The following is a 16,061-nucleotide window of genomic DNA, read 5'->3' as shown; positions in this document are numbered from 1 at the left end:
ACGCGCGGGCATCGCCGCGGCCCGGTCTACGGTCAGCGGGCCGGCAGCGCCACGCCCTTCGGCCACAGCATCCACAGGCTGCCCTGCTGCTTCATGTCGCCGGCCAGCTTCCCGGCGGCATCACCGGTGCCCCAGTACAGATCGGCGCGGACTTCGCCGGCAATGGCGCCACCCGTATCCTGCGCGGCCACCGGGCGTACCAGCGGCGTGCCGTCCGGACGGGTGGTCGACAGCCACAGCAGGCTGCCCAGCGGTACCACGGTGCGATCCACGGCAACGCTGTAGCCGGCAGTCAGCGGTACGTTCAACGAACCGCGCGGGCCTTCCGGGCTGTCCGCGCTGCGCACGAAGAACACGTAGCTGGGATTGCTGCGCAGCAGCTCCGGAACACGCGCGGGATTGGCCTTCGCCCACGTGCGGATGGCGTCCATGGTGACGTCTTCCTTGCGCAGCTCGCCCTGCTCCACCAGCCAGCGGCCGATGGCGCGATAGGGATGGCCGTTCTGCTCGGCGTAGGCCAGCCGCACCTGCGTGCCATCGGCCAGGCGCACCCGGCCCGAGCCCTGGATCTGCAGCAGCTGCAGGTCCATCGGATCGGTCAGCCAGGCCAGTACCGGCGCCTTGGCACCCTTGCCGGCGATGGTGCCTGCGTCGTCATAGGGCTTGAGTACCTTGCCGTCCAGGCGGCCGCGCAGGCGCTTGCCCTTCAGTTCGGGGTAGACGCTGTCCAGCTGCACCACGATCAGATCATCGGGGGTGCCATAGACCGGCACTGTTGCCGTGTCCGTGCGGCTGAGGCTGCCGGGGTAGATCGGCTCGTAGTAGCCGGTGATCAGGCCTTCGGCCTGCTGGCCACCCGCACGCAGCGCATACACGTCCAGATCACGCTGCAGGAACTGGCGGATGGCGGCCGGGTCCTTGTCTGAAACCGCAGCGGCTGTGGCGCAGGGTCTGGCCCAGACCGCATCGTTCTTCAGGCGGGTGCAGCTGCTGCGCCAGGCGACGAAGCCGGCCTGCAGGTCGCTGTCCGAGACCGGTGGCAGCGCACTCCATTCAACCCTGGCGTAGGTGGCCGCAGCGGGCGTGGCAGCGGCAGGCGTGCCTGGGCGGGTGCCGGTGGTGGAACACGCGGCGAGCAGGGCTGCACCGAGCAGGAGGAGCAGCGCGCGCGGCAACGACTTAACAGTGATCATGGTCGCAATGTAGTGGGGCGGGTGCTGGCCCGGCAACCTCATGCAGGTGAAGCGCGGGCCCATGGCCGGCGGAAGCGGATCCCGCGCTGTGCGCTCGCCGGGCACGGCCCGGCGCTACCGGCATTCCGACCCGGCGCTGGCGGTCACGGCGTCTGCAGCAGCAGCGAGTACAGGATGCGCGCGTCTTCCGCATCCAGCGTCTTCGGCAGATCATCGCTGCCACGGAATCGACGGTGGAACGCGGCCACCGCCGCGTCCCTATCCTCCAGCGGGTAACCGAAGCGGGCCAGCGCATTCCAGGCATCGAAGCCTTCCGGTGCGGGGCCATCGCTGGCACGCGGCCACACGCCGAAGCCGGCCTCTGCCAGCTGCTGCCACGGGAAGAAACGGCTGGGATCCTGCTTGCGCGTCGGCGCCAGGTCGGCGTGGCCGATGACCTGCCGCGGGGGAATGTCCAGGCGCGCGGTGAGGTCGCGCAGCAGCACGATCAACGATTCGATCTGCGCCGCGCTGAAGGGTGTGCGGCCGTTGTTGTCCAGCTCGATGCCGATGGACGCCGAGTTGAGATCGGTGATGGTGCCCCATCGGCCCGTGCCGGCATGCCAGGCACGACGTTGATCGCTCACCAGCTGGTAGCGATGGCCATCGGCGCCGATCAGGTAATGCGCGCTGACCCGGCCGCCACTGTTGGCGGTGCGCAGCGTGCGCAGGCTCTGCTGCACCGAATCCTGTTCGGTGTGGTGGATGACGATGATGACCGGACCCCGCGCGTTGTGGTTCGGCGAGGGCACCCAGGTCGCGAGCGGATTGCGCGGCTCCGGCGGAGCGGACGCACAGGCGGCCAGCAGCAGGCAGGCCGAGAGCAGCAGGGACGTGCGGATCGGGTGCATGCCCCTGATTGTGCGCGATCGGGATGGATCGTGCATGGAGGCGCACGCGGCGCGTGGCCGGTGCCCTGACGGACGCAGCCGGGCATGGCCCGGCTGCACAGCGTGCGGGCGGCCCTTCCGGACCGCCCGCCCCTGCATCAGGCCTCGTATGCGGATTCGCCGTGCGAGGTGACGTCCAGGCCGGTACGTTCGGCCTCTTCGGTCACGCGCAGGCCGACCACCACCTTCACCAGCAGCAGGATGACCGCGGTCACCACGGCGGACCAGACCACCGTCAGGCCGACGCTGACCACCTGCACCCACACCTGGTGGCCGATATCCAGATCGGCCTTGGTGCCGCCCAGCGACTGCGCACTGAACACACCGGTGAGGATCGCGCCGACGATGCCGCCGACGCCGTGCACGCCGAACACGTCGGCCGTGTCATCCACCTTCAGCAGGCGCTTGAGACCGGTGACGCCCCACACGCAGACGGTGCCGGCGACGAAACCAATGACGATGGCACCCAGCGGCCCGACCGTGCCGCACGCGGGCGTGATGCCGACCAGGCCGGCCACCGCGCCGGAGGCCGCACCCAGCGCCGACGGCTTGCCCTTGCCGATGGCTTCCACCAGCGTCCAGCCCAGCACTGCGGCGGCGGTGGCCAGCACGGTGTTGAGGAAGGCCAGCGATGCCACGGTATCGGCCGCGGCGGCGGAGCCGGCGTTGAAGCCGAACCAGCCCACCCACAGCAGCATCGCGCCGATGTAGGTGAACGGTACGTTGTGCGGCTTCAGCGCGGTCTGGCCGTAGCCGAGGCGCTTGCCGACGAACCACGCGGCGACCAGGCCGGCAACGCCGGCGTTGATGTGCACCACGGTACCGCCAGCGAAGTCGATCGCGCCCAGCTCACCCAGGTAGCCACCGCCCCAGACGATATGCGCCATCGGGATGTAGCTGAAGGTGAACCACAATGCCGAGAACAGCAGCACCGCACGGAACTTGATGCGCTCGGCGAAGGCACCGACGATCAGCGCGGTGGTGATGCCGGCGAAAGTCGACTGGAAGGCGACGAACAGATAATCCGGCAGGCCCGCGATCGGCGTGTTGCCCACCGAGTCGGGCGTGAAGCCCTTCAGGAACGCGAACTCGGTGAATGAACCGAAGAACGGATTGCCGGCGCTGAACACCGCGCTGTAGCCGTAGGACACCCACAGCAGCAGCACCAGCGAGAACACCACCAGGATCTGGCTCAGCACGGACAGCACGTTCTTCGAACGCACCAGGCCGCCGTAGAACAGGGCCAGGCCCGGCACCACCATCAACAGCACCAGCAGGGTGGAGGTCAGCATCCAGGCGACGTCGCCGTGATCGAAGGCCGGGGCCGCAGCCTCGGCAGCCGCGGGAGCGGCGGCGGCCGGTGCCTGCAGCGGCTCGACCGCTACCGGTTCACTGCTCAACGGTGTCACCTGGGCCTGGGCGTGGGCGTTGCCCGGCCAGACGCCCGCGGCCAGCGCGCTGAGCAGCATCAGCAGGCACACGAGATGGAACCGGGCTTGCCACCCGGTAAGAAGGCGCATCTTCATTGGGGGAGTCTCCGGAAGGGGGTTACAGCGCGTCTGCACCGATTTCGCCGGTGCGGATGCGGATGACCTGTTCGACGGCGGTGACGAAGATCTTGCCGTCACCGATCTTGCCGGTACCTGCCGACGATTGGATCGCCTCGATCACCGCATCGGCGCGCTCGTCGGTGACCACGGTTTCGATCTTGATCTTGGGCAGGAAATCGACGACGTACTCTGCGCCGCGGTACAGCTCGGTATGGCCCTTCTGGCGGCCGAAGCCTTTCACTTCGGTCACGGTGATGCCCGACACGCCAGCATCGGAGAGGGCCTCGCGGACCTCGTCGAGCTTGAACGGTCGGATGATGGCGGAGATCAGTTTCATGCGCATGTCCCGATGGTGGATGGGGCCAGCGCGCCAACGCGCGATGGCATCAGGCAACCACGGGCCATCACATCGATGGCCGTGGCTGTTGCACCGGACACGAACGGGGCCGGGACGGTCGTGCCTCTCTCCTTGCACGACCGACGCGGGAGGGAGGGCGGCCCATGTCGCGTATCCGGTCTCTCTTGCCCCTGGATCAACGGACCCACGGTCCGCTCTACCACGGTGGGCCGGAGCCCACCCTGCGGCTCCCCAGCCGCAAAGATCGGAGGCGATGGCGGCGGGTGGGAGGGGGAAGCCCGCCGCCATCGCCGCCCGGTCAACTGGCGTAGTACAGCTGGTATTCCAGCGGGTGGGTCGCCGCGCGGAACTTGGTCACTTCCTGCATCTTCAGCGCGATGTAGCCGTCGATGAAGTCATCGCTCATCACGCCGCCGGCCTTCAGGAACTCACGGTCCTTGTCCAGCGCTTCCAGCGCCTGGTCCAGCGAGGAGCAGACCTGCGGAATCAGCTTCTCTTCTTCCGGCGGCAGGTCGTACAGGTCCTTGTCGCTCGGTGCGCCCGGGTCGATCTGGTTCTTGATGCCGTCCAGGCCGGCCATCATCAGCGCGGTGAAGGTCAGGTAGCCGGACTGGATCGGATCGGGGAAGCGCATTTCGATGCGGCGTGCCTTCGGGTTGGAGACCCACGGAATGCGGCACGACGCCGAACGGTTGCGCGCCGAATAGGCCAGCATCACCGGTGCTTCGAAGCCCGGCACCAGGCGCTTGTAGCTGTTGGTGCCCGAGTTGGCGAAGGCATTGATGGCGCGGGCGTGCTTGAAGATGCCGCCGATGTACCACAGCGCCAGCTGGCTCAGGCCGCCGTAACCGTCGCCGGAGAACAGGTTGGCGCCGCCCTTGGACAGCGACTGGTGCACGTGCATGCCGCTGCCGTTGTCGCCGACGATCGGCTTGGGCATGAAGGTGACGGTCTTGCCGTTGCGGTGCGCGACGTTCTTGATGACGTACTTCATGCGCAGCAGCTCATCGGCCTTCTGCACCAGGGTGCTGAACTTGGTGCCGATCTCGCACTGGCCGGCGGTGGCCACTTCGTGGTGCTGCACTTCCACTTCGATGCCGACCTGTTCCAGCGTCTTGCACATTTCCGCACGCAGGTCGTGCAGGGTGTCGGTCGGCGGCACCGGGAAGTAGCCGCCCTTCACGCCCGGGCGGTAGCCGCTGTTGGCGCCGTCGTACTTCGCGCCGCTGTTCCAGGCGGCTTCTTCCGAGTCGACCTTGAAGAAGGTGTTGCCCATTTCATTGGCGAAACGGACCGAGTCGAAGATGAAGAATTCCGGCTCCGGGCCGAAGAACGCCGATTCGGCGATGCCCGAGGACTTCAGGTAGGCCTCGGCGCGCTTGGCGATGCCGCGCGGGCAGCGGCCGTAGGCCTGCATGGTGGCCGGATCGAGGATGTCGCAGCTGATCACCAGAGTGGGATCGGCGTAGAACGGATCGACATAGGCGCTGGACGGATCCGGCAGCAGGACCATGTCCGATTCGTTGATGCCCTTCCAGCCGGCGATCGAGCTGCCATCGAACATCTTGCCTTCTTCGAACAGCGACGCTTCGACGATGCTGACCGGGAAGGTGACATGCTGTTCGACACCGCGCATGTCGACAAAGCGCAGATCGACGAACTCGATCTGGTTGTCCTTGATCAGCTTCTCAACGTTTTCCACGGACATCGGTACGACCTCGGATGGGAATGAATGCCTGCTGAGGTACAGCAATGACCGTGCCAACTTTTTGCGCCCTGCAAGTCCTTGATTTCACACAACGTGCACTGAGTCAGTGCGGCACAGCCTGCACCAAAGGGGTGCGCAGGCACGCGGATGCACCCCTTTGGTGCGGCATGGATGGTCTATCCTCTCGACCTTCTTCCGCCGCACGCGCCCGCACTGTCCATGTCCGACCTGCTCTCCGCCCTGCTGCTGGGCATCCTCGAAGGCTTGACCGAATTCCTGCCGATCTCCAGTACCGGCCACCTGCTGATCGCCCAGCATTGGCTGGGCGCACGTTCGGATTTCTTCAACATCATCATCCAGGCCGGCGCGATCCTGGCCGTGGTGCTGGTGTTCCGCCAGCGCCTGTGGAGTCTGGCCACCGGCCTGGGACAGCGCGAGAACCGCGACTACGTGTTCAAGCTGGGCGCGGCATTCCTGGTCACCGCCGTGGTCGGGCTGCCGGTGCGCCTGCTCGGCTGGGAACTTCCGGAAACGGTCAGCCCGATCGCCTGGGCGCTGATCATCGGCGGCATCTGGATGCTGCTGGTGGAGCTGTATACCGCGCGCCTGCCCGACCGCGACCAGGTCACCTGGACGGTGGCGATCGGTGTCGGTCTGGCACAGGTGGTGGCCGGCGTGTTCCCCGGCACCTCGCGCTCGGCGTCGGCCATCTTCCTGGCCATGCTGCTGGGCCTGAGCCGTCGCGCAGCCGCCGCCGAGTTCGTGTTCCTGGTCGGCATTCCCACCATGTTCGCCGCCAGCGCCTATGCGTTCCTCGAGCTGGCCAAGAAGGGACAACTGGCCAGCGAGAACTGGGCCGATGTCGGCGTGGCGTTCGTTGCCGCCGTCATCACCGGCTTCATCGTAGTGAAGTGGCTGCTGGGCTACATCAAATCGCACCGCTTCACCGCGTTCGCCCTGTACCGCATCGCGCTGGGTGCCGCACTGCTGCTGTGGTTGCCGTCCGGCACCTGAACAGCGGCGGGGAACGGCAACCCCGTTGCCAAGCCCCGCCCCGTTTCCCCCTCGGTTCCCCAAGGAGAATCACCATGAACCGCAAGCTCACCCTGCTCCTCCCGCTGGCTCTGCTGGCCGCCTGCAGCCAGACCCCGGCCCCGGCCGGAACCGGCGGCGACGACGTGGCCCCGGCGGCGACCAAGGCGGCAGACCAGCAGACGCTGGCGCACCTGGACGCGCAGCGCCTGCAGAGCCAGCACTGGCGGCTGCAGAAGGCCACGGCCGCCGACGGCAAGCGCATCGACGCGCTGTTCGCCCGTGAAGACAAGCCGGTCACCCTGGACTTCGTCGATGGCCGCCTGTCGGTCAGCAATACCTGCAACCGCATGAGTGGCGGTTACACCCTGGCCGACGGAAAGCTGAGTGTCAGCGCGATGGCCTCGACGATGATGGCCTGCGCGGACAAGTCGCTGATGGCGCTGGACGAGGCCGTATCCAGCCGCCTGCAGGGCGAACTGAAGGCGGAGCAGGATGCCGCCGGCATGCTGACCCTGACCAGCGCACAGGGCGACACGCTGGTCTTCGCTCCGGAACCCACCGCTGAAACCCGCTATGGCGGCGCCGGCGAAACCGTGTTCCTGGAAGTGGCCGCCCGGACCGAGAAGTGCTCGCACCCGCTGATCCCGGACTACCAGTGCCTGCAGGTCCGCGAGGTGAAGTATGACGACAAGGGCCTCAAGCAGGGCGAGCCGGGCAAGTTCGAGAACTTCTACGGCAACATCGAGGGCTACACCCACGAAGACGGCGTGCGCAACGTCGTGCGGGTGAAGCGCTACGAGGTGAAGAACCCGCCGGCCGATGCGCCGTCGCAGGCGTATGTGCTGGACATGGTGGTCGAGTCGGCCGTCGAGAAGAAGTAAGCATGCAGAAGGGCGGCCGCAGGGCCGCCCTTCTTCGTTGCCGCCGGGCGTACTGCCCGGCGCTGCAGAAACACGCTGCGCGGTCAGGCCAGCGCCGGATTCAACGTGTAGGTGCCGTGCAGCGCCGCCTCGGCCAGCACATGGCCATGCATGGCGCGATGGACATCCGCGGCGGTGAAGCGCTCCGGCAACGCCAGCGCGGCCACGTCCAGCGCGAACACACGGAAGAAGTAGCGGTGCAGCCGCTCGTCGTTGAACGGCGGGTACGGGCCGTCGTAGCCCAGGTAATCACCGGCCATGTCCGGATTGCCGGCGAACCAGCCGGTGAAGTCGTTCAGGCCCTGCCGGCTGCCGGCCGGACCGGCCGGTGCGGCCTTGCCCTTGACCACGAAGCCATCGCTGCAGCTGCCCGCGGCGATCTCGTGCACGCTGGCAGGGATGTCGGCCATCACCCAGTGCACGAAGTCGCAGCGCGGCTGGTCGCGTGGCACCGTCATATCGCTGCGGCCGACGGTGTCCGGCACGGTCGGCACATCCGGGTCCACGCAGATCAGCACGAACGAGCGGGTGCCCTCGGGCACATCGCTCCAGGCCAGGTGGGGATTGCGGTCCGGCGCGAAACCGGCGGTGTCGCCGGCGGCGAATTCGCGGTCGATCGGTGCGCCGTTGGTCAGGCTGTGGCTGCTCAGTTTCATCGGACGGTCCTCACTCTTCCGGGTAGCCCAGGCGCACCGCGATCGGTGTCAGCTGGGCGAAAGCGGCGCTCATCACGTCGCGGTAGTGGCGCCAGTGGCCCGGCGGGAAGCGCGGCACGCCAAGCTGGGCTGCCACGGGCATGGGGCGCTCGAACAGGCGTCCCAGCAGCTCGGCCATCGCCTGCGCATCATTGCCGATGTGATCGATCCGCAGCAGCACATGCGGGTACAGATCTTCCTCGTTGAGGGTCGCGACCTGGGCCAGCGCACGCGCCAGCCATTCGCCGGCCTCGGCCAGCGAGGTCATCGCCAGCGGCGCGGCAGCGCCATAGGCCACCCAGTCCAGCAGCATGTCGCGCGGATCACGCAGCACGATCAGCAGGCGGCCCTGCGGCAGCTGCGGGCGCAGGGCCCACAGCAGCGCGTTGTCCCACCACAGCAGCCAGTCGATGATCGTGTCGCCCTGCACGCCGCGCGCCGGCAGCTGCTCGCGCCAGCGCTGCACCAGCCGCTCCGGCGTCAGCACGCCGGACGCCAGGTCCTGCAGCGTGTGGTAGTTCTGGAACGCGTCATCCGGCGGGTTGCTGGTGTAGCGATCACTGCGCAACACCGGGCTGGCAGCGGCCAGGCCGGTCGCCACGCGCTCCACACCCGAACCCGGTGCGCCCCACAGGAAAATCGGCGCCGACGTGTTGGATTCGTCGACACTGCCCTTGTCCGGCCAGCTCGGCGGTGCCTTCGCCTGCGGCGGCAGCGGCAGGCGCTGCGGCGCCTGGTCGGCCTGCAGCGCCAGCCAGGTTGCCAGGGCGGCATCCGGTTGCCCGGCGCGATCCTGGATCTCGCCCAGCCAGGTGCGCAGGTCAGCGCGATGGCCCTCCGCGGCCTGTTCGATCAGCGCCTGCACGCGGGCGACGGCAGCAGCGGGGTCGCGCTGCAGCAGGCCCTCGACAAGGCGGGACTCGGCGCTGACACGGCCCGGCTCGAGGCTGACGATGCGTTCTGCGATGCCTTCAGCCTGTGTGTGCTCACCCGCCATGTCGTGCAGCCGCAGACGCGCCTCCAGGGCGGGCACATGGCCAGGCATCGCTTCGATCCAGCGCTCGACCACGGCAACCGCCGCATCGCTGCCCACCTCTTCCACCGACAGGCGTGCCAGCCACAGGTCATGCAGCTGCGGGTTGTTTTCCAGCGCCGCATCCAGGCGTGCGCGTGCTTCTTCCTCGCGGCCCAGCCGCTGCCACGACATCAGCAGCAGCTGCAGCATCTGCCGGTCTGCCGGCTGCGATTCCAGCAGCGGCAGCAGGTGTTCCAGCGCCTGCAAGGGCTGCCCGCTGCGCAGCGCCAGCTCACCGGCCAGGCGCCGCAGCGATGCGTGGTCCATGCCTGGCTGCTGCAGCGCCACCTGCATGGCCTCGGCGGCGGCCTCGAGATTGCCCTGCCGCAACGCCAGCTGCACGACCAGCCCGTGCAGGGACGACAGCGACGGGTTGAGCTCCAGCACGCGGCGGAAGGCCTGCTCGGCGAATGCCAGCATGTCCTTGCCCAGATAGGCAAAGCCCAGTGCATACAGCACGCGCGGATCATTCGGCTGGGCCTGGTTGGCCTGCGACAGCAGGACCAGCGCGCGATCAGGATCGTCACGGCGCAGGGCGATCATGCCGTCGATGTGCAGCAGATCGGGGTGATCCGGTTCAACGCGCGCGGCCAAGTTCGACAGGCGCTGGGCTTCGTCGAAGTCATTGCGGCCGATCGCCAGGTGCGCCTGCATCAGGTAGGCGGAAAAGGCGTTCGGATTGAGATCGGTGGTACGCAGCAGCGCCTCGTCAGCGCCCTGGTATTCGCGCATCGCCAACAGCAGGCCGGCATGCTGCAGATGCAGCTGGGCATCGTCGGGGGCCAGCCGCAGCGCCTGCTGCAGGGCGTCCATTGCGTCGCTGGGCTTGCCCTGCTGCTGCAGCGCAAGCGCCAGCCAGCGGTGGGCCGCGGCCAGGCCGGGTTCGTCACGGGTCCACGCCTGGGCCAGCTGCACGGCCTGGCCGGCCTCGTTCTGGCGCAACGCTTGGATGATCTGGTCTTGCATGGCGGTCCGGTTCAAGGGCAAACCCGCATTGTAGCGGCCTGCGCGCCGGTCCCGGTTCAGGCCTGCAGAACCCGCCGCAGGCGCTGCGCCACCCAGCGCTCGGAGAAGCCGTCACCACGCCAGTTTTCCAGGAAACCGCAGTGACCGCCCCAGCACGCCGTTTCCAGATGCGCCTGGCGTGGCAGCTGCCAGTCGCGGAATGTGGAATACGGGATCACCGGATCATCCTGTGCCATCAGGATGTCGGCCGGCACCTGCAGCCCGGACAGGCGATCACCGGCAATCGAGTAGCCGTCGAAGTACGCCTGCAGCGAACCGAAGGTGGTGTGGCGCTCGACCAGCCATGCGGTCAGCGCGCGGATGTCCAGCTTCAGCACGCGATCGTCGCAATCACTCAACTCGGGGAACAGGTCGCGCTTGCGGCGCAGCGAGACGGTCCACTTGCGGCGGAAATACCAGTCGTACATCGCCGGGCCGTTCTCGATGCTCTCCATGGTCAACGCCGGGTCCAGCACCGGGCACACCGAGGCCACCCGCAGCAGCGGCACGCCGGCTGCCGGCGCACGCAGGGCCAGGCGCAGCACGAAGTTGCCTCCCAGCGAGTAGCCAGCGGCGACCAGCGGCAGGTGCGGCCAGCGCTGGGCGACGTCGCCCGCGGCATGCACCACTTCGTCGATCAGGTTGGAATGGAAGATGCCGGGGTTGAGGTGATGGGTGTTGCCATGGTCACGGAAGTTCAGCCGCACCACGTCGAAGCCCTGCTCGAGCATGCGCGCGGCGGCCATGCGCATGTAGCTGGACTCGGCGCTGCCTTCCCAGCCATGCAGCAGCAGTGCGATGCCACGCGGCTCACGCCCCTCGACGTGGCTGTGCCAGCCCTGCAGGCGCACGCCCTCGCCACCATCGAGGATCATTTCCTCGCTGACTGCGCCGGTGGCGGCCAGCAGCAGCAGGCCGCGCTGCAGGCGCATGCGGCTGGAACTGAGCATCGACTGCAGGTGGGGATTGCGCAGCCAGCGCGGCGGCTGGTAATCGGCCGCAGTCAGCATCGACGCGGATGCGTCGACAGGCGGTGGCGGGACCAGGGCCACCACGGCCTCACTCCCCGCTCATGGCCGCCACGATGCGCGCGCGCGAGGTCTCCGCGATGCGCCGACGGCCTTCCAGGTCCTGGGCACCGATCGGTGCCAGGAAGTGCACTTCCGCACGTCGCGCCGGCTCACCGAGCAGGCGCAGGAAATTGGCGAAGAAACTCTCGCCCGGGCCGAAGGCCACGATCGTCTGCGCGTCGCCCTTCGTTCCGTACACCAGCGCCACCGGCTGCACCGGCACACCGGTCTCGACTGCCGCCTGGAAGATCCGGGCGTGGAACGGGCCCACTTCGTGGCCCCCGCGGGTGCGCCCCTCCGGGAACACGCCCACGGCCTTGCCTTCACGCAGGCGATCGGCCATCACCTGCATCACCCCACCGAGCGACTCGGTGTTGCCACGCTGGTGGAAGATGGTCTGGCCGCGCGCGGCCAGCCAGCCGACCACCGGCCAGCCGGCGATCTCGCGCTTGGCGACGAAGCCCATCATGCGCTGGCTGTGCAGGATGCTGATGTCGACCCAGCTGACGTGGTTGGCGACGAACAGCACCGCGCCGGGCAGCGGCTGGCCGAAGCGCACCAGGCGGAAACCGAAGATCCACATCAGGCCGCCCTGCCACGCGTTCACCACTTTGGCACCGAGACGGTCCTGGCCCACGCGCAGGTTCGCCCACGGCGCGAGCATGCCCAGCAGGGTGAGCGGCAGGAACACGAGGATGTGGACCAACAGCAGCGGTACGCGGTACAGGTAACGGCACACACGCGCCACGCCGCCGCGGGGGGCCGGAGTGGGGGAAGTCATCCGCGCACGATACCGGAGGGCTGCCATCGCTGCCAGCTGGTTCAGGCCATAAATCCGCTAGATCGGGGCAATCGGCGGGGAACGCTGGGTTCCGCCGCTGTCGCGGGCCTGGCCGGGGGCTCAGCCGTGGCCGGCAGCCACCACGGCCAGGGTCAGCCGCGAGATGCACACCAGCCGGCCCTGCTCGTCCTCGATGCGGATCTCCCACAGCTGCGTGCTGCGACCCACGTGCAGCGCGCGTGCGGTACCGGTGACGGTGCCCGAACGCACCGCGCGCACGTGGTTGGCGTTGATCTCCAGGCCCACGCAGACCTGCTTTCCGGCCTCCACGCACAGATTGCCCGCGCTGCTGCCCAGGGTCTCGGCCAGCACCACCGATGCGCCGCCATGCAGGATGCCGTAGGGCTGGCGGGTGCGCTCGTCCACCGGCATGGTGGCCTGCAGCCAGTCTTCACCGGCAGCGCTGAAGACGATGCCCAGCGACGCGATGGCCGTGTTGCGGCTGAGCGCGTTGAGCTGCTCTAGGGATACGGCTTCGCGGAACACCTGGGTCATGCGGGCACCTTCAGAGGATGGGGACGAGGCCGGCGCCGAATGCGGTCAGCATGCGCACCAGCAGCCACTTTGGTCCGACGTTGACTTCAGGGAAGTCACCCACGGCGACGTAGCACTGGTGGAAGTCCGGGCTCTGCCGGGGCAGCGGCTGCGGGCAGTCCGGACCCGGCTTGAACTCGTAGTCGGTGGCGTAGCGCCACGGCCAGAAATCGAGGATCGGCAGCGCCTCGGAGGCCTTGCCGACGCTGTAGTTGAGCCCGGACAGCACCGGCGGCTTGGCGCGTGGCGCAACCGTCCAGGAGTTCTGCGGGTGGATGTCGCGCAGGATGCTCTGCGCCAGCTGCTCGGCGAACACCGGATCGTCGATGATCACCGCACCTTCGGTGTTGTAGTTCTCGCTGCGTGGATCGAAGTTGTGGGTGCCGACCACGCCGATACGGCGGTCGACCACCAGCGACTTCGCGTGCAACCCCATGCGCGCACCCTTGCGGGTCACGGGCAGCGGCTTGTTGACCGCCTTGCTGCCCAGGAACGAGGGCCGCGTCTCGGTGCGCAGCAGACGCGTTTCCACTTCACTGCCGGCGGCGCGGCGGCGCGCCCGCGCATTCTCGTAGGCGCTGCCGGTGCGGGGGCGGAAAACCGCCGGCGCTTCGTCGGCGCCACTCGTGGTGGCGGTGGCGTCGGTGGCGGTGGACGTGCCGCCGCTGCGGGCATTGCTGCCGGCAGCGCTGCCGCCGATCAACGGATTGCGTCCGCCACTGTCCTGGCCCGGCGGCGCCTCGATCGGGTCCGGCAGCAGGTTGCGGTAGTCGACCGGCGCATCGAGCGGGAACGGCTTGTATTCGAAGATGTTGAAGCCCAGCTCACGCATGTTGCGCCGCTTGTACTTGTACGACAGCGCGTAGACGATCGGGTTGTCGGTGGCCGCCAGACTGTTGGTGGACACCAGCACGCGCGGCGGCTGCGGACGCTTGCGCAGATCGCGGAACAATGTCTGCGCGGGTTTGGACAGCACCAGGTACGGCGTCTGCAGGATCACTTCGTGCTGCGCGCTGGCGATCAGTGCGTCGAGCTGTGGCTCGGTGACGTGCTGGCTGGCCAGCGGCGCATCGACCTTTTCGCGCCGATGCTTTCGCGGCAGGTCGGCGACGTAGCGCACCGACGCCACCGGCAACGCGGTGTCGACGAAGGAGCGGGTGACGAAGTCCATGTCGTTGGCCTCCGCGCTGACCCGCTGCACCCGCTCGGGACGGCGGAAGGTGGCGGGCGGCAGGGCCGGCACGCCCTCGCGCAGCAGCGTACGTCCGACGTCGTTCAGGCGTTCGGCCGGCACGCTGCGGCGGGCGCGCCAGAATGCATCGAAGTTGGCCGCCATCTCGCGCACTTCCGGGCCGGCGATCAATACGTCGCGATCGCGGAAGTTGTACTCGCGGTCCCAGTCGTAATAGTCGTCCTGGTAGTTGCGGCCGCCAACCACGCCGATTGCGTCATCAATCACCAGCAGCTTGTTGTGCATGCGCTGGTTGAAGCGGCGGAAACAGCACAGCACGCTGCCGGCATAGTCGAAGTAGTTCAGCCGCGCCTTGCCGAAGGTGGGGTTGTACACCCGCAGCTGGAAGTTCTCGTGGGCGCCGGACAGGGCGCCGAGAATCTGCAGGTCGGAGATGGCCGAGAGCTGGTCGATCAGCAGCCGCACCTTCACTCCCCGCTTCGAGGCGGCGAGCAGTTCATCGATGACCAGCCGGGCACTGTCGTCCTTGTCGAAGATATAGGTCTGCAGATCGATGCTGCGGGTGGCACTGCGCAACAGGTTCAGGCGCGCGACCAGTGCGCCCTCCCCCTCGTCCAGCAGGGTGGCGTAATGACGGGGACGGGTTTCGGTGGACTCGCTGAATGCGCGGCCGGCGAGCGCGCGCAGCGGCGACTCCTGCGCGCAGCGGTCGGCACGCTGGCACTCGACCTCGGTGGAGCGCGCCTGCACGGCAATCGCTTCGGCACGGTCGCGCTCGGCGTGCGACAGCGACGCACAGCCACTGCCAAGCAACACCGTTGCCAGCGCCAGCACCCGCAGCAGCAGGTTCACGGTTTCGGCGCCTCGCTCAGGCGCGCTCGCAATACGAAGGTCACTCGGTCACTCAAGGCAAGCTGCCAGCTGTCCATGCCATACCGGCCTCGTTGCACGGTACCGCGGCTGACGACGTCGCAATCATAGCCGGGTCGGGCGCACTGCGCCTTCTCGACCCGCAGCGATTCAGGATGGCTGACCCCGCGCAGGGTCAGACGGCCTTCGATGTCGCCGCCTTCGGCCACCGTGTCGGGCCAGTAGGGCAGCGAATCGAACTCCACCATGGGGTGCCGCCCGGCGTCGAAGAACTCCTCGCCCCGCATCCAGCCGGTGTAGCGGGCCTTGCCGGGAATCTCCACCGACCGGGTGAACATCTTCAGGTGCACCTGGTGGCGGCCGTCGGAGAGCACCTCGATGCGCCCCTCGAACTGCGGGAACACCCCCTCGATGCGCTGCCCGAAGCGGGTGCGTACTTCGAAGCCGATGCGCGAATGCTGGCTGTCGAGCAGCAGCACGCGGGGGCCATCGGCGCGCACCGGAGGCAACGTGGTTGGCTGGGGCACGCCCGCCCAGGCCGGGGCGAGTGCCAGCAGCAGGGGCAACAGGCAGCGGCCGGGCCACCGCAGGCTCATCGGCTCACGGCCACCAGAAGGCGTTCAGGCTGGCCACGCCCGGCTCGATCGCCGCTTCGCGCGGGAAGCCGAGCACCGCGATGCCGGCCGGCGGCATGCCGCGGTAATCGCTGCTGCTGCCTTCGGTCATCAGGGCCACCAGCCGTTCCAGGCCGGGGTTGTGGCCCACGACCAGCACGCGGTCGAGATCGCGGCGTTCATCCACCAGTGCCGCCAGGGTGCCCGGGGTGGCTTCGTAGATGCGGTCTTCCAGGCGCTTTTCGACATAGCCGATGGCCGCCATCACCGCTTCCAGGGTTTCGCGGGTCCGCCGCGAAGGCGAGCACAGCACGCAATCCGGCAGCAGCTTGTTCTCCTTCAGCCAGCGGCCGGCGGCTTCGGCTTCGGCAAGCCCGACCGGCGACAGGGGCCGGTCGAGGTCGGCCTGGCCCGGGGTGGCCGGTTCGGCGTGGGCATGGCGCAGCAGGATCAGTTCACGCATCGCGGATAT

The 16,061-nt window shown here is 68.2% G+C and carries 15 protein-coding genes; 2 read left to right on the top strand and 13 right to left on the bottom strand.

Translation table 11 applies throughout. The features are described from left to right. Positions 1–32 precede the first annotated feature (32 nt). The 5 genes from mltA to glnA all read right to left on the bottom strand — a co-directional run bounded on the left by mltA (position 33) and on the right by glnA (position 5,738). A complete protein-coding gene (gene mltA / locus N8888_RS00610; RefSeq protein ID WP_197572591.1) occupies positions 33–1,193 on the bottom strand; it encodes a murein transglycosylase A in 1,161 nt (386 codons plus the stop codon). A 143-nt stretch (positions 1,194–1,336) separates the two neighbouring features. Next, the gene (locus N8888_RS00605; protein ID WP_065182073.1) at positions 1,337–2,083 is read right to left on the bottom strand and encodes an N-acetylmuramoyl-L-alanine amidase; all 747 of its coding nucleotides are present in this window, start codon (positions 2,081–2,083) and stop codon (positions 1,337–1,339) included. 137 nt (positions 2,084–2,220) lie between these two features. Continuing rightward, positions 2,221–3,648, bottom strand: a complete 1,428-nt coding sequence (gene amt, locus N8888_RS00600; RefSeq protein ID WP_053520267.1) for an ammonium transporter — start codon at positions 3,646–3,648, stop codon at positions 2,221–2,223. A 22-nt stretch (positions 3,649–3,670) separates the two neighbouring features. Then, positions 3,671–4,009, bottom strand: a complete 339-nt coding sequence (locus tag N8888_RS00595; protein ID WP_004134334.1) for a P-II family nitrogen regulator — start codon at positions 4,007–4,009, stop codon at positions 3,671–3,673. Positions 4,010–4,328: 319 nt separating this feature from the next. Beyond that, the gene (gene glnA / locus N8888_RS00590) at positions 4,329–5,738 is read right to left on the bottom strand and encodes a type I glutamate--ammonia ligase (RefSeq protein WP_053520266.1); all 1,410 of its coding nucleotides are present in this window, start codon (positions 5,736–5,738) and stop codon (positions 4,329–4,331) included. A 219-nt stretch (positions 5,739–5,957) separates the two neighbouring features. Between glnA and N8888_RS00585 the strand changes: the two genes are divergently transcribed. Then, positions 5,958–6,752, top strand: coding sequence for an undecaprenyl-diphosphate phosphatase (locus N8888_RS00585; protein ID WP_053520271.1), 795 nt, complete (start codon positions 5,958–5,960; stop codon positions 6,750–6,752). Positions 6,753–6,826: 74 nt separating this feature from the next. Beyond that, positions 6,827–7,654 carry an META and DUF4377 domain-containing protein gene (locus N8888_RS00580; RefSeq protein ID WP_065182074.1) on the top strand — a complete coding sequence of 276 codons (828 nt, stop codon included), beginning with the start codon at positions 6,827–6,829 and terminating at the stop codon, positions 7,652–7,654. An 83-nt stretch (positions 7,655–7,737) separates the two neighbouring features. On the opposite strand, the gene N8888_RS00575 is transcribed toward N8888_RS00580, so the two are convergent. From N8888_RS00575 to N8888_RS00540, 8 genes are all read right to left on the bottom strand, one after another. After that, positions 7,738–8,349, bottom strand: coding sequence for a YbhB/YbcL family Raf kinase inhibitor-like protein (locus N8888_RS00575; RefSeq protein WP_065182075.1), 612 nt, complete (start codon positions 8,347–8,349; stop codon positions 7,738–7,740). A 10-nt stretch (positions 8,350–8,359) separates the two neighbouring features. After that, positions 8,360–10,429 carry a tetratricopeptide repeat protein gene (locus tag N8888_RS00570; RefSeq protein ID WP_263176745.1) on the bottom strand — a complete coding sequence of 690 codons (2,070 nt, stop codon included), beginning with the start codon at positions 10,427–10,429 and terminating at the stop codon, positions 8,360–8,362. Positions 10,430–10,485: 56 nt separating this feature from the next. Beyond that, entirely contained in the window at positions 10,486–11,520 is a 1,035-nt protein-coding gene (locus N8888_RS00565) for a YheT family hydrolase (protein WP_080375346.1), read from the bottom strand. A 7-nt stretch (positions 11,521–11,527) separates the two neighbouring features. Then, positions 11,528–12,319: a lysophospholipid acyltransferase family protein gene (locus N8888_RS00560; protein WP_053519975.1), complete on the bottom strand. Its 792-nt coding sequence runs from the start codon at positions 12,317–12,319 to the stop codon at positions 11,528–11,530. 120 nt (positions 12,320–12,439) lie between these two features. Next, positions 12,440–12,874, bottom strand: coding sequence for a hotdog fold thioesterase (locus N8888_RS00555; protein WP_065182077.1), 435 nt, complete (start codon positions 12,872–12,874; stop codon positions 12,440–12,442). Between the two features lie 10 nt (positions 12,875–12,884). Further along, entirely contained in the window at positions 12,885–14,957 is a 2,073-nt protein-coding gene (locus N8888_RS00550; protein ID WP_065182078.1) for a phospholipase D family protein, read from the bottom strand. Next, entirely contained in the window at positions 14,954–15,571 is a 618-nt protein-coding gene (locus tag N8888_RS00545; protein ID WP_164152954.1) for a YceI family protein, read from the bottom strand. Before N8888_RS00545 ends, N8888_RS00550 begins: the two co-directional genes overlap by 4 nt. A gap of 4 nt (positions 15,572–15,575) precedes the next feature. Then, positions 15,576–16,052, bottom strand: a complete 477-nt coding sequence (locus tag N8888_RS00540) for a SixA phosphatase family protein (RefSeq protein ID WP_053519979.1) — start codon at positions 16,050–16,052, stop codon at positions 15,576–15,578. Positions 16,053–16,061 lie beyond the last annotated feature (9 nt).

This window comes from Stenotrophomonas maltophilia (assembly GCF_025642255.1).
GTDB lineage: Bacteria > Pseudomonadota > Gammaproteobacteria > Xanthomonadales > Xanthomonadaceae > Stenotrophomonas > Stenotrophomonas maltophilia_P.
This window is presented reverse-complemented; position numbering and strand designations above follow the sequence as displayed.